Source organism: Promicromonospora sp. MEB111 (genome assembly GCF_030209445.1).
Taxonomy (GTDB): Bacteria; Actinomycetota; Actinomycetes; order Actinomycetales; family Cellulomonadaceae; genus Promicromonospora.
This window is the reverse complement of sequence record NZ_JARVSD010000005.1, coordinates 75,226-90,765: the sequence shown is the minus strand read 5'-3', so window position 1 is coordinate 90,765 and position 15,540 is coordinate 75,226. Positions and strand designations below refer to the sequence as shown.

11 protein-coding genes are annotated in these 15,540 nt (G+C 74.7%); 2 read left to right on the top strand and 9 right to left on the bottom strand.

The annotated features are described in order from the left end of the window. Positions 1–8: 8 nt before the first annotated feature. The 7 genes from QRN56_RS05405 to QRN56_RS05375 all read right to left on the bottom strand — a co-directional run bounded on the left by QRN56_RS05405 (position 9) and on the right by QRN56_RS05375 (position 10,971). Positions 9–1,712 (bottom strand): outer membrane protein assembly factor BamB family protein, encoded by a 1,704-nt coding sequence (locus QRN56_RS05405; RefSeq protein ID WP_285101756.1) that lies wholly within the window; start codon positions 1,710–1,712, stop codon positions 9–11. Between the two features lie 65 nt (positions 1,713–1,777). Next, positions 1,778–3,463, bottom strand: coding sequence for an outer membrane protein assembly factor BamB family protein (locus tag QRN56_RS05400; protein ID WP_285101754.1), 1,686 nt, complete (start codon positions 3,461–3,463; stop codon positions 1,778–1,780). A 32-nt stretch (positions 3,464–3,495) separates the two neighbouring features. Then, complete coding sequence (locus QRN56_RS05395) at positions 3,496–5,241, bottom strand: outer membrane protein assembly factor BamB family protein (RefSeq protein ID WP_285101753.1); 1,746 nt, start codon at positions 5,239–5,241, stop codon at positions 3,496–3,498. Positions 5,242–5,291: 50 nt separating this feature from the next. Beyond that, entirely contained in the window at positions 5,292–6,917 is a 1,626-nt protein-coding gene (locus tag QRN56_RS05390) for an outer membrane protein assembly factor BamB family protein (protein WP_285101752.1), read from the bottom strand. 29 nt (positions 6,918–6,946) lie between these two features. Further along, positions 6,947–8,716 carry an outer membrane protein assembly factor BamB family protein gene (locus tag QRN56_RS05385; protein WP_285101751.1) on the bottom strand — a complete coding sequence of 590 codons (1,770 nt, stop codon included), beginning with the start codon at positions 8,714–8,716 and terminating at the stop codon, positions 6,947–6,949. Beyond that, the gene (locus QRN56_RS05380; protein ID WP_285101749.1) at positions 8,713–9,942 is read right to left on the bottom strand and encodes an ABC transporter permease; all 1,230 of its coding nucleotides are present in this window, start codon (positions 9,940–9,942) and stop codon (positions 8,713–8,715) included. The genes QRN56_RS05385 and QRN56_RS05380 overlap by 4 nt, the downstream gene beginning before the upstream one ends. A 129-nt stretch (positions 9,943–10,071) precedes the next feature. Next, positions 10,072–10,971: an ABC transporter ATP-binding protein gene (locus QRN56_RS05375; RefSeq protein WP_285101747.1), complete on the bottom strand. Its 900-nt coding sequence runs from the start codon at positions 10,969–10,971 to the stop codon at positions 10,072–10,074. Positions 10,972–11,384: 413 nt separating this feature from the next. Between QRN56_RS05375 and QRN56_RS05370 the strand changes: the two genes are divergently transcribed. Beyond that, the gene (locus tag QRN56_RS05370) at positions 11,385–12,062 is read left to right on the top strand and encodes a hypothetical protein (RefSeq protein WP_285101746.1); all 678 of its coding nucleotides are present in this window, start codon (positions 11,385–11,387) and stop codon (positions 12,060–12,062) included. Between the two features lie 152 nt (positions 12,063–12,214). Here the strand turns inward: QRN56_RS05370 and QRN56_RS05365 are convergent, their stop codons facing one another. Together QRN56_RS05365 and QRN56_RS05360 are read right to left on the bottom strand one after the other, a co-directional pair. Beyond that, positions 12,215–12,889 carry a response regulator gene (locus tag QRN56_RS05365; RefSeq protein WP_285101745.1) on the bottom strand — a complete coding sequence of 225 codons (675 nt, stop codon included), beginning with the start codon at positions 12,887–12,889 and terminating at the stop codon, positions 12,215–12,217. Next, on the bottom strand, positions 12,886–14,394 hold the full coding sequence (locus tag QRN56_RS05360; RefSeq protein WP_285101743.1) for a sensor histidine kinase: 1,509 nt from the start codon (positions 14,392–14,394) through the stop codon (positions 12,886–12,888). Before QRN56_RS05360 ends, QRN56_RS05365 begins: the two co-directional genes overlap by 4 nt. A gap of 272 nt (positions 14,395–14,666) precedes the next feature. Here QRN56_RS05360 and QRN56_RS05355 point away from each other — a divergent pair, with 272 nt between their 5' ends. Then, positions 14,667–15,482: an MBL fold metallo-hydrolase gene (locus tag QRN56_RS05355; protein WP_285101742.1), complete on the top strand. Its 816-nt coding sequence runs from the start codon at positions 14,667–14,669 to the stop codon at positions 15,480–15,482. The last annotated feature ends 58 nt before the right edge of the window (positions 15,483–15,540 follow it).

Genomic DNA, 15,540 nt, shown 5'->3' with positions numbered 1-15,540 from the left:
AGCGCGGATCAGCCCAGCCGCCGGACCCCGTCCAGCGAGACCTCCAGCAGGTTCCCGTCCACCGCGAGCAGCATCGTGTCCGGCTTCGGGGTGAGGACGTGCGACGAGGTCCCGTCCCAGACCAGCTCGCCCGAGGCCACGTCGAGCGACACGAGCCCCTGGTCGCCGCTCCCGCTTTCCAGGAGCAGCAGGAGCGACTGCCCGTCGGTGAAGGCCTGCGACACATAGCTGCTCTCGTAAGGCCAGTCGTACAGGCCGCCCTGCGTGCGCCACGTCCAGCGGACCGCGCCCGTGTCGAGGTCCAGCCCGCGCACACCCCCGGTCCAGGTCGTGGTCACCACCGTCCGGTCCACCTGGGCCAGGAACTGGGCCGTGCCGTCCCGCACCGCGACGTCCCAGCGCTGCGTCCCGTCTGCCGCGTACGACCGCAGGCGCCCCCCGGGCGGTTCCGTCGAGAGGAGCGTGGCCGCACGAGGATCGTCCGTGGTCTGCGGGCGGTTCAGGGTCCCGGCGACCTTCCGGACCGCCGCGCCGTCCGGGGAGTAGAGCGCGCTGTCCATCCTGCCGGCGTACCGCTGGGCGATCGTCTGCGCGACGTACCCGCCCGTGTCGAGGCCGACCACCGACGCGAACCCCGGCACGCCCTCCATCATCAGCACGGCGCCGTCCGCGGTGACGCCGGCCCGGAAGCCGCACCCCCACACCTGGACGAGGCCCGGCTCGATCCGCGCACCGAACCCCTCGGGGTCGAGGTGCTCGCCGGACCGCACGATGTCGTCCCTCCCGTCCCAGGGCAGGAAGGGTCCGGCCCGGCAGCCCTCGGCCGCCATCGCCCGGAAGGGGACGACGGCGCTCCAGCGCTCCTCGCCCGTCAGGGCGTCCTCGGCGCGCAGCAGCAGGTCCCGGCCCGCCGCGACCGTCCCGCTGCACTCCCCCTCGTCCGGGCACTGGGCGCCGTCCCCGTCCGCCGGCTCGGGCCCGATCCGCCGGGCGCGCAGCACGGTCCCCTCGGGGCCGGGCCGGGCGTAGCCGTACCGCTGCTCGTCCCCGGCGTCGAGCGCGCGCGGCGCGGAGGCCACGCCGTCGGGCCCCACGGTGAAGACCTCGCGCTCCGCCCCCGAACCCTGGAGGCAGACCAGGACCTCCGTCGCCACCCCCGACCAGCCCAGGTAGCCGGTCGGCCCGCAGTCCGGGTCCTCCCCGAGCGGTACGGTCCACCCCTCCTCGCCGCTGGCCGCGCGCAGGGCCAGCAGCCCGCCGTCGGACTCGAACGCGAGGAAGGGGCCGAGGGCGGCGACCTGGTTGCCCTCGCCCCGCACGAACGCCCGGCGCGAGCCGACGGCGCCGCGCCACGCCCACACCTCGTCCAGCGGCGCGGACACGTCCACGACGCCGCCGCGCACGGACCTGATCTGCTCGGCCCGCGCGGCGTCGCGCACGCCGTCGACGACGAGCCCGGTGCCCAGCACCGCCGCGACCACGAGGGCGCCGACGAGCGTGCGCCGCCGCCGGACCGCGGCACGCGCCGGGTCGCCCGCCGGACGCGGCCCGCCGGACGCCGGACCGGCCTCGCCCGGGCCGTCCCCGTCCGGGGCACCCTCACCCGGAGCGTCCTCGCCCTCGACCGACGGCGGGGCGGACGACGCGGTCCGGCGTCCCTCGTCGTCGACCAGGTCGAAGACGACGGCGTCGTCGTCCGCGTGACGAGCCATACCACCGAGCGTATGCCGCACGGGCCGTCCGCTCACCCAGAGCGCGGGCCGCCCGCGGCGCTCCGTCAGCCCAGGCCGCGGACGCCCGACGGCGTGACCTCCAGCAGGTGCCCGTCCACGGCGACGAGCGAGGTGTCGAACCCCTGGTAGATGCCGCCGGTGACCGCCGTGTCACCGTGCTGCTCCCAGACGATCTCGCCCGAGGCCGCGTCGAGTGCCACCAGGCCCGCACCGCCGGACCCGTTCTCGGTGAGCAGCAGCACCGACTCGCCGTCCGTGAACGTGCGGGACACGAAGAGGTCCTCGGGGTACCGGCCGTCGGCGTCGTCCGTGCTGTCCCAGACCCAGCGTGTCTCGCCGGTCGCGGCGTCCAGGCCCCGCACGTCCCCGGCCCCGGTCATCACGACCATCGTCCCGGCCACCTGGGCGAGGAAGAGCTGGCCGCCGGCGCGCGTCGTGGCGTCCCAGCGCAGCGTCCCGTCGGTCTCGTAGGCCCGCAGCCGCGGTCCGGCCGTGTCCATGGCCAGCAGCACGCCCGGACCCTGGCCGTCCGTCACCCCCGGCTCCAGCGCGTGCCCCTCGATCTCGCCGACGACGGCGCCGTCGCCGTCGTACAGGACCGTCCGCACCATGCCCTCGAAGGTGAACCCGGTGTACCCGCCCGAGACGAGGCTGCTCACACCGCCCGTCCCCGGCTCGATCTCCGTGCCGAGCGGCACCCCGCCCGGGGTGACGGCCGTCTCGATGCCGCAGCCGTAGAGCTGCACGAGGTCGGCGCCGATCCGCGCGCCGAAGACCCTCGGATCGATCATCTGCGCGAGGTCCACGGCGTTGCCCGAGCCGTCCCAGGACGAGCCGAGCCAGTTGTTGCACTGGTCGGCCCGGGTGGGCCGGAAGGGCACGACCGTGCTCCAGCGCTCGTCGCCCGTGACGGCGTCCTCGGCGCGGAGCGCGAGGCCCTGGCCGTCCGCCACCGTGCCGGAGCACTCGCCCGTGTCCGTGCACCGCGCGTCGCCCAGGTCCACGGCCGACCCGGGTCCCGCCCGCCGCGCGCGCAGCACGGTGCCGTCCGGCCCGGGCCGCGGCAGCCCGAACCGGTCGGTGTCCGCGGCCGGAAGCTCCCGCCGGGCCGACACGACGCCGTCGGGCCCGACCATCGTGACCGCCCGGTCCGGGCCCGAGCCCTCCAGGCACACCAGGGACGGCGTGGTCGTCCGGGCCCAGCCCGCGGCCCCGAACGGGCCGCAGTCCGGGTTCTCCCCGAGCGGCACGGTCCACGCCTCGTCGCCCGTCGCCGGGCGCAGCGCGACGAGCTCGCCGTCGGACTCGAAGACCAGGACGTCGCCGAGCACGGCCACCTCGTTGCCGCGTCCCTCGTCGATCGCCTTCCGGGACCCGACCAGGCCCTCCCACCGCCAGGTCTCCGCCAGCGGGACGGACACGTCCGCGACGCCGCCGCTGACGTCGCGCATCCGCTCCATCCGCGCGCCGTCCCGCGCGCCCTCGACGGCCAGGCCGGTCCCGAGCACGACGGCCAGCACCGCGGCGACCGGTACCAGGAGGCGCAGCCTCCCGCTCGGCGCGCCCGGCGGCGGCCACGGGCCGTCCGGGTCCGGACCGGCGCCGCCCTCGTCGCCGTCCGGAGGAGGCGGCTCGTCGGGGCCGGACCGGGTGAACGGCGCCTCGGCACCCGCGGCGTCGTCGACCAGGTCGAAGACGAGCCGACCGCCCTCGCCCGGTTCTCGCGCCATGAGGTCGAGGGTATGCCGGAGCCGCCTCCGGCTCACCCGAGACCGCGGACGCCGACCGACCCGACCTCCATCAGGTGCCCGTCCACCGCGACCAGGTCGCCGGTGACACCCTGCCGGACCACGTCGCCGTCGTGCGGGTCGAGCGTGGTGCCCGGCCCGCCACCGGCCTCGTCCCAGACCACCTCGCCCGTGCCCGCGTCGAGGGCCACCATGCCCCGCGCGACGGTGCCGTTGCCCTCGGCCAGCAGGAGCACGACCTCGCCGTCGGTGAACGACTGGACCACGTAGGCGGTGCCGAAGTAGCCGCCGTCGGCCAGCACGTCGGGGTCCGAGCCGTCCCAGGTCCACCTCTCCTCGCCGGTCGCCAGGTCGAGGCCCCGGACGGTCCCCGCCCCCGTGGTGATCACCGCCGTCTCGCCCACCTGGGCGAGGAACTCCTGCCCGCCGGACTGGAGCGCGATGTCCCAGCGCGCGGTCCCGTCGGCCTCGTGGGCCGACAGGCGACGCCGCGGCTCGTCGATCGCGAGCAGGGTGGCCGGGCCGGCCTCGTCCGTGGACTTCGGGGCGATCACGTACCCGCTCACCTTGCCCCGGGTCGCGCCGTCGGCGTCGTACAGGAGGGTGCGCGTCACGCCGTCCCAGGTCATCCCGAGGTATCCCCCCGAGTCGAGCCGTCCCACCACGCTCGAACCCGGCTCGAGGCGGCTGCCGAGCAGCACCCCGGACGACGTGACGGCGGCCTGGACGCCGCAGCCCTCCACGTTCACGAGGTCGGCCCGGACGCGGGCGCCGAAGGCCTCGGGGGCGAGCTGCCCGCTGAGGTGGATGCGGTTCTCCGAACTCCCCCAGGCCGCGCTGAACGAGCTGGTGCACTGCGCGGCCTCCGTGGGGTGGAACGGCACCGTCACGCTCCAGCGCTCCTCGCCCGTGACGGCGTCCTCGGCGCGGAGCACCAGGTCACGCCCGTCGACGATCTGCCCGTTGCACTCGCCCGACTCGTCGCACCGGACGTCCTCGCCCAGCGACGTCTCGGGCCCGACGCGCCGCGCGCGCAGGACCGTCCCGTCCGGCCCGGTGTGCGGCTGCCCGTACCGGGCGGCGTCGGCAGCGGGGAGCAGGCGCGGGGCCGACGTCTCGCCGCCCGGCCGCACCACGATCACCTCGGTCTCGCGGCCTCGCTCCTGAAGGCACACGAGCGACGGCGTCGTCGGGTCGTCCCACACCGGCGACACCGTGGGGCCGCACTCCGGGCCTGCGCCGAGCTCGACCGTCCAGGACTCCTCGCCCGTGGCCGGGTCAAGCGCGACCAGCTCGCCCTCCGACTCGAACACCAGGTCGCCGCCGAGCACCGCGACGTCGGTCATGCCCTCGCCGAGGTCGACCTTGCCCTGCCAGACCCAGGTCTCGTCGAGCGGCACGGACAGGTCCGCGACCCCACCGGGGGCGTCGCGCATCCGCTCCATCCGGGCGGCGTCACGCGCGCCGTCGACCGCCAGCCCCGTGCCCAGCGCCACCGCGAGCAGGGCCACGAGCGGCGCCGCACGGCGCCACGTGACGACCTGGCCGCCCGACACCGCCGGCCCGCCCGCCGGGGACCCGGCGCCGTCAGCTCCGGCGCCGTCGGCTCCGGCACCGTCCGCACCGGCACCGCGGTCGGGGTTCCCCGGGCCGCCCGTACCGTCCGTCCGGGCGGCGCCGAGCAGCGCGCCCGGGTCGGCCGCGTCGTCGTCGACCAGGTCGAAGACGTACGCAGCGCCCTCGTCCGGGTCGCGCGCCATGCGGCGAGCGTAACGCCGCCCGGTGCCTCAGATCAGCCCCTCGCGGGAGGTCATCCCAGGCCGGCCAGGCCCTCCGGGCCGACCTCCACGACGTGCCCGTCCACCGCGACGGCGGAGCCCGCGAGCGGCGCGTCCCAGACCTGCTCGCCCGTGCCGAGGTCGAGCGCCACCAGCAGGCCCGCGCCGGTGCCCTCCTGGCGCATGTGCTCCAGGACCACGGTCTCGCCGTCGGTCAGCACCCGGTAGCGGGCCATGCCCGCCATGTCCCCGCTCTCCCACGACCAGACCTGCTCGCCCGTGTCCCGGGCCAGCCCGACCACCCGGGACCCGCGGTCCGCGACCACCACGTCGCGGCCGACGAGCAGGACACGCTGGCTGTTCATGTCCTTCCAGGCCACCGACCCGTCCTCGCGCACCGCCTCGAACCCGTAGCCGCCCGACCGGGCCGTCACGAACCAGAGGTCGTCGGGAGCGTCGGGGGACACGTTCCCGCCCTGCATCCAGCCGTCCAGGGTGCGCAGGACCTTCCCCGCGCCGTCCACGACGACGGTCCTCATGGGATCGGACTCGACGGCGAAGAGGTCCGGGCCGAGCTCGTTCACCCAGGCGTGCGAGGACAGGCCGGGATCGCCGGCGACGTCGGCGTCGGCATCGGACTCGCCGGCGAGGTCGAGCCGGACGCCCCTCACCGACAGCACGCCCGAGATGCCGCAGCCGTCCACGGTGACGGACTCCGCGCCGGTGAGGACGGTGACCCGGTCGGCGTCGACGCTCCCCTGCTCGAACCCGTCACCCAGCGGCTGGCAGTTGATCACCTCGACCGGCTCGAACTCCAGGGTGCTCGTCCAGCGCTCGGCGCCGGTCGCGGCGTCCTCAGCGGTGACCAGCACGTCGCGCCCCTCGGTGAGGACGGACGGCGTGCAGACGCCCAGGTCGCACACCGCCTCCTCGGCGGCGCCACCGGTCCGGACCACCCGCACCGCCGTGCCGTCCGGCCCGGGGAAGATCTGCTCGCCGTCCGCCAGGTCCGCCGCCCGGGTCCGCGTACCGCCGTCCGCCGCGACGGTCAGCACCTCGCGCGCGTCCGCCGGGCCCTGCACGCACACCAGCTCGTCGGCCGACACCGACGCGTCGTAGCCGGACGGCCCGCACACGGGGTTCTCGCCCAGGGGCACGCGCCAGGCCACCTCACCCGAACCTGGGTCGACGGCCACGACGTCCTCGAACCCGACCCGGGCGGGTTTCGTGGCTCCGGTGGAGACGTCCACCTGGGCGAAGCCGCGCGTGGTGCCCGGGGGCACCACGAGCAGCCCGTCCATGGTCAGGAGCTGCTGGTCCACGAACGTCTGGTCCCCACCCGGGGCGGCGACGTCGAAGGGCACGGTCCAGGCCTTCGCGAGCGGGTCGTCGAGCGACGCCACCCCGATGGGCGAGGTGCGCATCACCTCGGCCCGCCGGTGGTCGCGCACCAGGTCGACGGCGGTGACGCCCACCACCACGACCGCGACTGCCGCGACGGCGACCAGCCAGGTGCGCCGCGGCACGCGGGGCAGCCGGGGCGCACGACGGCCGGGGGAGCCGTCCGGGTCGGCGTCGCCGTGGTCGGTGCCCGCGTCCGGCCCGTTGTGCTCGACCAGCTCGAAGACGATGGGTTCCTGCTGGTCAGGCCGCGACATGGCCGGATCCTACTCGCGGGTCCCGCGAGTCAGCCGAGCCCCACCACACCCTGCTGGGTGATCTGTGCGACGTAGCCGTCCACGCTGATCACCTGCGTGTAGGGGGTGTCCTGGTCGACCTCCCAGCGCACCGAGCCGTCGCGGACGTCGATCGCGAGCAGCCGCAGCCCCGACGAGTCGCCCGCGGGGTCCGCGGACGCCGGGAACAGCACGGTGTCGCCGTCCGTGTAGGCCCCGAAGATCATCGACTCCACGGTCCAGGCCATGCCGTGCGTGGAGAGCACGTCCGGGTCGACGGTCCAGCGCTCCGCGCCGGTGCCGAGGTCGATCCCGTGCACCTCGCCCTCCTCGTCCATGACCACGGCGGTACCGGAGACCCGCGCCAGCACCGCGACGACCGCGAGGTCGGGCACGGTCCAGAGCACCTCCCCGGCGTCCTTGCCGTCGGTGGACACGGCGCTCGTCCGCGAGCCCACGCGGGCCAGCAGCAGCCCCGGATCCCGGCCGTCGGTGGCCCACGGCACGAGGGCCCGGCCGTCGAGGGTCACGGCGCCGCCGCCCGGGAGGTGCACCGCGTCACGGGCGGCGCCGTCGGCGGCGGGCTCCGCCGCGGGCTGCACCCAGCCGCCGTCGGGCAGGGCCGCGAACGACGCGGTGTCCAGGCCGCCGGCCGGGGCGTCCGCGGGGTCCTCGGGATCGTCGAGCCGCGTGCCGTCGAGCAGGAAGGCCGCGGAGACGCCGCAGCCCTGCACCTCCAGGACGCCGTCGAGCAGGGTCCAGCCCAGGGCTCCGGCGACGTCCAGGTTCGGCGCGTTGTCGTCGTAGGTCACGCAGCTCTCGGGCAGCGGGGCGCCGAACGCGACGGTCTCGCTCCAGCGCTCCGCGCCGGTGGCGGCGTCCTCCCGGCGCACCACCAGGTCGGGCCCCGTGAACCCCTTCGGGAGGTGGGCGGCGCCCATCTTGTCGACCACGACGGGCCGCGGCTCCTGCTCCTCACCCGTGAGCTCGAACGTGATCAGCGTGCCGTCGGCGGCCGGGGCGACCACGGCGCCCTCGTCGAGCTCGCGGCTCGCCGTCGTGCCGTCCGGCCGGATCACGGTCACCTCCTGCGGAGCCTCACCGGAGCTGACGCAGACCAGGGGGTCGGCCGGTTCCGCGGACACCGGTCCGCCCACGCCGAGCCGCCCCGTCGGGCCGCAGTCCGGGTACTGCCCCACGTGCACGGTCCAGCGCACCTCGCCCGTGGCCGGGTCCACGCCGCGGACCTGCTCGTCCCCGACGATCGCGAGGAGGCCCGGCATCTCGACCAGGGTCGCCGAGATCGGGTTCTCCAGGTCGACGGACCACTGCTCGGTGGGCTTCTCCGCCAGGCTCCGCACGCCGCCCGGGGCGGCCAGCAGATCCCGGTGCCGCACCTGGGCGTCGACCAGCACCCCCGCCACGACCGCCAGCACGACGACGACGGCTGTCCCGCCCGCCAGCAGCACCTTGCCCCGGCGGGTGCTCGGCAGCCGCCGCCGCACGGCCGCCCCGCCCCGCCGCGCCGTCCGCCCGACGGCGGTGCGGGCACCCGCGAGCGCCACCGTGACCCGTCCGGGCTCCCGGGGCGCGGATGCTCCGTCACCGTCGGCCGCGGTGCCGGACCCGTCGCCCGGGTCGGCGCCGTCCGGACGGACGTCGTCGGGGCCGGCGGTCCTGCCGGACGCGCCCGGGACCTCGTCGATCAGGTCGAAGGTGTGCACCTTCTCGGGGTCGGAGCTCCCGGGCGCGGCGGAGTCGGGCTGGGTGCGTTCGGTCACGCCCCGAGGGTAGTGCCCCGGTCCGTGGCCAGGGCCGACCTCCACGTGACCCGGCCGCCGGTCTGCATCAGCGCGCCCCGGTAGGCGCGCTCGCTGAGCAGCACGGCGCCCAGCGTGGCGACCACGAGGACGAGCAGCGACACGACCGGCTCCCACCAGAGCGCGTCGCCGTTGAGCACCCGCACCGGCATCGACACGATGGACGCCGGCGGGATGTACGACAGGACCCGTTCGAGCACGCCGTCGGCCGAGAACGTCACGATGTAGACGCCCATGAGCAGCATCATCAGCGGGGTCGTCGTGTACTGGAGGTCCTCGGTGCGGGACGCGAGCGAGCCCGCGACCGCGTACAGGGCCGCGACGGCGACGAACCCGACGGTGAAGAAGACGACGAACCAGACCATCGTGGCCGTCATCGCGGGCAGGACCGCCGAGAGGTCCGTGAACGAGAGCCCGACGAGCCCGACGGCGGCCAGCAGGAGGTTCTGGGCCAGCGCGATCACGGAGCTGCCGATGATCTTGCCCGCCAGGAGCTGCCGCAGCGGTACGGCGGTCGCGATGATCTCGACCAGCCGGGACTGCTTCTCCTCGATGACGCTGCCCGCGATCATCGCGCCCGAGCCGACCGCGCCCGTGAAGAACAGGAACGCGAGCACGAACCCCGCGAGGAATACGACCTGCGGGTCCACGGGGTTGCCGTCGAGGCGCTGGGTCTCGATCTCGCTGCCCGCCGTGAGCGCCTCGATGGTGGTGCCCGCGCCGGTCGCGCGGTCGGTCATGACCTGGTCGCGCACGGTGGTGCCGAGCAGGCCGGCGAGGTCGCCGTCGGGCTCGCGCCAGCCGGAGAGGGACCAGCCGGTGGCCGCGTCGTCGCCCGTGGCACCGGTGGCACCGGGGGTCGCCTCGGAGCTGAGCCAGGCGTCGGCGGTCTCGTCCTCGAGGGCGGCCTCGGCGGCGGCCGCGTCGTCGACCCGGACCACGTCGAGCTCGACGTTCTGGTCCGACGCCGCCGCCCCGTCGCGGGCGGACTCGACGGCCGTCAGGGCGGCGTCGTCCCCGGCCACGACGGCGACGTCGAACGACTCGGTACGCCCGTCCATGTAGGCGCTGAAGCCGACCAGCCCGCCGATCATCGCGATGGTGACCGCGAGGCCGATCAGGAACCCCTTGTTGAGCGCCCGCACCGCGATCTCGCGGGTCGCCACCAGCATCCATGCACTCGTCATGCTCTGTCCTCTCCGCGTGAGTCTGCGGCTCCACTCCGGGCACGCACCTCGTTCCTCGGTCCCCACCCTGCGCTGCGCCTCCGGCTCACGCGGAGTCCTCTCCGCGTGAGTCTGCGGCTCCGCTCCGGCTCACGCGGTCACCTCGCGGTAGATCTGGGCCAGCGTCGGCCGCACCGGGGAGAACTCCTGGACGGTGCCCCGGTCCAGGGCGGCCGCCAGGAGGCGGCTGGCCGCGGCGTCGTCGTGCACCTCGACCAGGGCGGACGAACCGTCCACGTCGACGGCGAGCACGCCGGGCACTCCGCGCACGAAGCCGGCGTCGCCCGACAGGACCAGCCGGTGCCGGGTGACGCCCTGGGCGCGCAGGCCGTCGGGGGTGCCGTTCGCGAGGAGCCGGCCCCCGCCCAGGATGACGAGCCGCTCGCACAGCCGCTCCACCAGGTCGAGCTGGTGCGAGCTGAACAGCACGGGGACGCCGCGCCGGGTGTGCTCGCGCAGCAGGTCGGCCATCGCGTCGACGGCGGCGGGGTCGAGCCCGCTGAAGGGCTCGTCGAGCACGAGCGCCTTGGGCTGCCCCATGACCGCCGCGACGATCTGCACCCGTTGCTGGTTGCCGAGCGACAGCTTCTCCACGTGGTCCTTCGCCCGGCTCGCGAGCCCCAGCCGGTCGAGGTGCTCCAGCACCTCGCGGCGGGCGGCGGGGGCGTCGATGCCGCGCAGCCGCGCCAGGTAGACGAGCTGGTCCAGCACGGGCTGCTTGGGGTAGAGGCCGCGTTCCTCGGGCATGTAGCCGAACTCGCGGCGGTCGTGCCGGGTGACGGGGGAGCCGTCGAACAGCACCTCGCCGCTCGTGATCGCCAGCACGCCCATGATCATCCGCATGGTGGTGGTCTTGCCGGCACCGTTCCCACCGACGAACCCGGTGAGCAGGCCCGACGACGCGGTGAAGCTCACGCCGTCCACCGCCCGCCGGGGTGTGTCGCCCGAGGCGAACACGCGGGTCAGCTCCCGCACCTCCAGATCGCTCATGGCCCTCACGCTAGAGGCCGACGCCGCCCGCGGGATCCACCGAAAGTCGGACCCGCACTCCCCCGCTGGACGGGCCTGGGCGGGCCGATCCGGATGGTCGTCGGCAAAATGTCAGGAAGTCGGCATTCCGAGGTACCAAACTTGTGACATTCTGCCGACCGCACTCCTTACCCCGACCCCGGCGCGCGGGCATTGACCTGGTATTACAGGTTCCGGTTGCCGTCGTCGTTCTGCCACGTATTGTCCCGTCCGGAACGCCGCTCAGAACAAGGGCGGCCGTGAACTGTTCGAAAGCCCGTCCGCGGAGGAATGTGCAACGCACTCCGCCGGATGAATGGCGGTTCGGCCCACGGGCCGGGACGTCGTGGCACAGGGGCACCGGGCAACATCTGAACCCGCAGGGGGAGCGAAGCGTGCGCAAGCGTTTGTTCATCACAGGAACGGCCGCGGCCTTGGTGCTGACGGCCGGAATCATGGGTGCCGTCGCCGTGCAGCCGGCCGGCAAGGACCAGAACCGGCTGACGTCGGCAGGGGCCTCGTCGGCCGACAGCCTCCAGGGGCTGCCGCCCATGATGCTGAAGCGTGAGCCCGTGGCAGGGCCCGGCGAGAACGCGACGGTCGACGTGCACGGCAAGCCCGCGCCGCAGAAGAACCCGTTCACGTACACGCCGCCGCCGTCGGCGCAGGAGAACACGCCGGAGAGCACCGAGAAGACCTACGGGCCGCCGACGAGCGACTACACGATCGCGCCGGAGCCGGACACCGGAGCCGGCAACCCCGTCCCGCCGGCCCGGCCGACCACGAAGCCCACGCCGAGGCCGACCGACCCGCCGACGCAGAAGCCGACGCCGCGGCCCACACCCACGCCGACGCCCACGCCGACCCCGACTCCGACTCCCACCCCGGAGCCCACGCCCGAGCCCTCCGACCCGCCGTCGCAGGAGCCCACGCCGGAGCCGTCCGTGGAGCCGACGTCGCGCCCGACCCCGGAGCCGTCGCCCACGCCGACCCCGGAGCCCACGACGGAACCGACGCCGGAACCGTCGACCAGCCCGTCGCCGGAACCCTCGGCGAGCCCTTCCGCGGAATAGGCTGAATAGTCCATTTCCGGCGTTCTTGCCGGACCGAAGAAAGCGCGCGACCCGCTTTCTTCGCCTACCCCGTCATCTGGCCCGGAACACGGACTGTTTCGGGCCAGATGACGGGGTAGAGGCGCACCTCGCGTCGTTCAGACCAGGCCCGTTCAGACCAGGCCCAGACGGTGGGTCAGGACCACGGCCTGGACGCGGTCGCGCAGGTGCAGCTTGGACAGCACGTTCGAGACGTGCGTCTTGATCGTCGCCTCGCCGAGGAACAGGGTCGAGGCGATCTCCGCGTTCGACAGCCCGGTGCCCACCAGCTCCAGCACCTCCCGCTCACGCGGGGTGAGGAGGGCGAGCCCCGCGGGCGCCGGCTTCGCCGTCTCGCGCAGGGCACCCACCGTGCCCGACGACGGCCGCTCCCCCGCCACCATCTGCTCGATCACCCGTCGCGTGATCTGCGGGGCCAGCAGCGCGTGCCCGGCCGCCACCGTGCGCACGGCCTCCACGAGGTGCTCCGCGTCCGAGTTCTTCAGCAGGAACCCGGAGGCGCCGGCCGCGAGGCCGTCGAACACGTACTCGTCGTGGTCGAACGTGGTGAGCACGAGCACCTTGGCGAGATCCTCCGCGACGATGCGGCGCGTGGCCTCGATACCGTCCATGACGGGCATCTGCACGTCCATGAGCACGATGTCGGGGCGCAGCTCGCGCGTCAGCTCGATCGCCGTCGCGCCGTCGCCCGCCTCGCCGACCACCTCGAGGTCGTCCTCCACCGAGAGGATGAGGGAGAAGCCCGAACGCACGAGCGCCTGGTCGTCGACCAGCAGCACGCGCGTCATCCGACGGCCTCGGTCCGGGCGGCGGGGAGAACCTCCGACGCGGCGTCCGGCGCGGGCAGCGGCAGCCGCACGCGCACGCGGTACCCGCCGATCGCGCGCGGCCCGATCTCGACCACGCCCCGGTGCGTCGCGACGCGCTCCCGGATCCCGAGCTGGCCGAGCCCGGAGCCGGACGTCCCGTGGCGGGGCCGGCCGTCGTCGAGCACCTCCACCTCCGCGTAACCGTGGGCGAACCGCTCGTCCGCCAGTGCCTCCGGGCCGCGGACCACGCGGAGCGTGACCGTCGCGGACCGGGCCGTCGAGTGCTTCCGCACGTTCGCCATCGCCTCCTGGGCGGTTCGGTAGAGACTCAGCCCCATGGGATCGGGCACGTCGCGGGCCGCGCCGGGCGGTTCCTCGACCTGGCGGTACGTGGTGTCCAGGCCGTCGTCGTCGGCGGCGGCCAGGGCCGGGATGTCGGCCAGCCCCGGTTCCGGCGCGCGGGAGGCGCCGTCCGACCCGGCGGAGGCGCCGCCGTCGGGCACCGAACGCAGGGTGCCCACCAGGTTCCGCATCTGCGTGACGCCCTCGCGCGACTCGCGCTCGATCGTGGCCAGGGCCTCGGCCGCGAGGGCGGGGTCCCGGTCCAGCACGCGGCGCGCGGCGGCCGCCTGGATGCCGATCACGGACACGTGGTGCGCGACGACGTCGTGCAGCTCGCGCGCGATCCGCACCCGCTCGGTGACCACGGCCTGGTCGGTGAGGGCGGCCGCCTGCCGCTCGATCGTGACCGCCTGGTCGGCGAGGATCTCCCGGCGGCGCGCCGCGTTCCACTGCATCTGCCCCGCCAGCACCGCGCCGCCGAAGAACGCGACGTTCATGATGACCTGGTACACCGCGCTGGCGAGGTACGGGTCCACCTGACCGGGCCAGTCGGCCGGCGTCGGATACTCCTCCAGGAGCGTCTCGATGCCCTGCTGCACGGCGAACATCCAGGCGACCCACCCCAGCATCACCATGGTGCACGCGCTGACCACGATGAGCATGGCCCGCCGGTCGCGCGCCCAGGCCACCGCGGTGAACATCGCCACGAAGTACATGATCTGCATCGGCATGAGCATCGTGATGGGCGGGATGGTCAGCCCGAGCGCGAGCCACGCCGCGTACACCAGCACCAGCGAGATCAGGGGGTAGCGGCGGCGCCACGCGAGCGGGACGGTGCTGGCCACACCGAGCACGAAGACCAGCCACAGCGGCACGTCGACGTCCTCGAAGAGGCCCATGCTGTGGCCCAGCTCGATCGAGACCGCCGCGAACACCGCGAAGCCGGCGCCCAGCAGCAGGTCCCGGCGGTAGGCGTCGCGCCCGGCAGGCACCCGCTCCCAGTCGGAGTCGACGCCGAACCAGTCGGCCAGGCGACCGGCGGCGTTCTGGGCGCGGCCGGACGGCGCGGCGGGACCCGTAGCGGGCTGCCGGGCGTCGGCGTCGGGGCGCCGGGGATCCGGCTGAGGTAGGGCAACGGCCATGCCCCCAGCGTAGGAAACCGGGGGCACGACCGCTTCCGCCTTGAGACGGAGACGCGCTCAGCAGACGGTGGACGACCCGTCGCGCGCACCAGGTCTCGCCGCGATCCGAGACGTCTCACCCGCGGCGCGCCGGTCCGGCACGCCGTTTCGCCCCCGCGACCGGCCCCGGCCGGCCGAGAATTGCTGGACACGGCCGGCACGGTGACGCAAGGTGGCAAGCACCGGCTGACGCGACGTGGCGGAGCACCGGCCCGACGAAGGGAAGTCCTCGAATGACGTTCTGGATCTGCAGCACCTGCGGTGTGGAGCACGAGTCCCGGCCCGAGGTGTGCGCCGTCTGCGCCGACGAACGCCAGTGGGTGCCCGCCGACGGGCAGCACTGGACCACGCTGGAGGAGCTCGCGGCCGAGGGACAGAGCATCGCGGTCGAGGAGCTCGAGCCGGACCTGTACGGCCTCACCACGGTGCCCGACGTGGGCATCGGGCCCACCGCGAAGATCGCCCGGACCTCCGCGGGAAACCTCATGTTCGACGTCCCCGGCTACGTGGACGACGCCGCGGTGGACGCCGTGCGCGAGCTCGGCGGGCTGGCGTTCATCGTGGCGAGCCACCCGCACATGTACGGGGTGCAGGTCGAGTGGAGCCGCCGCCTCGGCGGGGTCCCGATCCTGGTCAGCGAGGCCGACGCCGACTGGCTCGCCCGGCCCGACGACGCCGTCGAGCTGTGGAAGGGCGACCGCGAGATCCTGCCCGGCGTGACGCTGAGCCAGCCGGGCGGCCACTTCCCGGGGTCCGCGGTGGCGCACTGGGCCTCGGGCGCCGGGGGCAAGGGGGTGCTGCTGAGCGGCGACACCATCTTCGCCAACCCCGACCGCACGTCGGTGTCCTTCATGCGCAGCTACCCGAACCGGCTCCCGCTGTCTGGTCCGGTCGTGCGGCGCGTGGCGCACCACGTGGCGCGGTTCGAGTTCGACCGGCTCTACAACAACTTCCGGGGCGTCATCCCGGTCGACGCCCGCGAGATCGTGCTGCGCTCGGCGGACCGCCACGCGGCCTGGACGAACGGCGACTTCGACCACCTGACGTGACCGTGGACGTGCCCGACGGACGGGTCACCGGAGTGACCTGTCCGTCGGACACATCGGC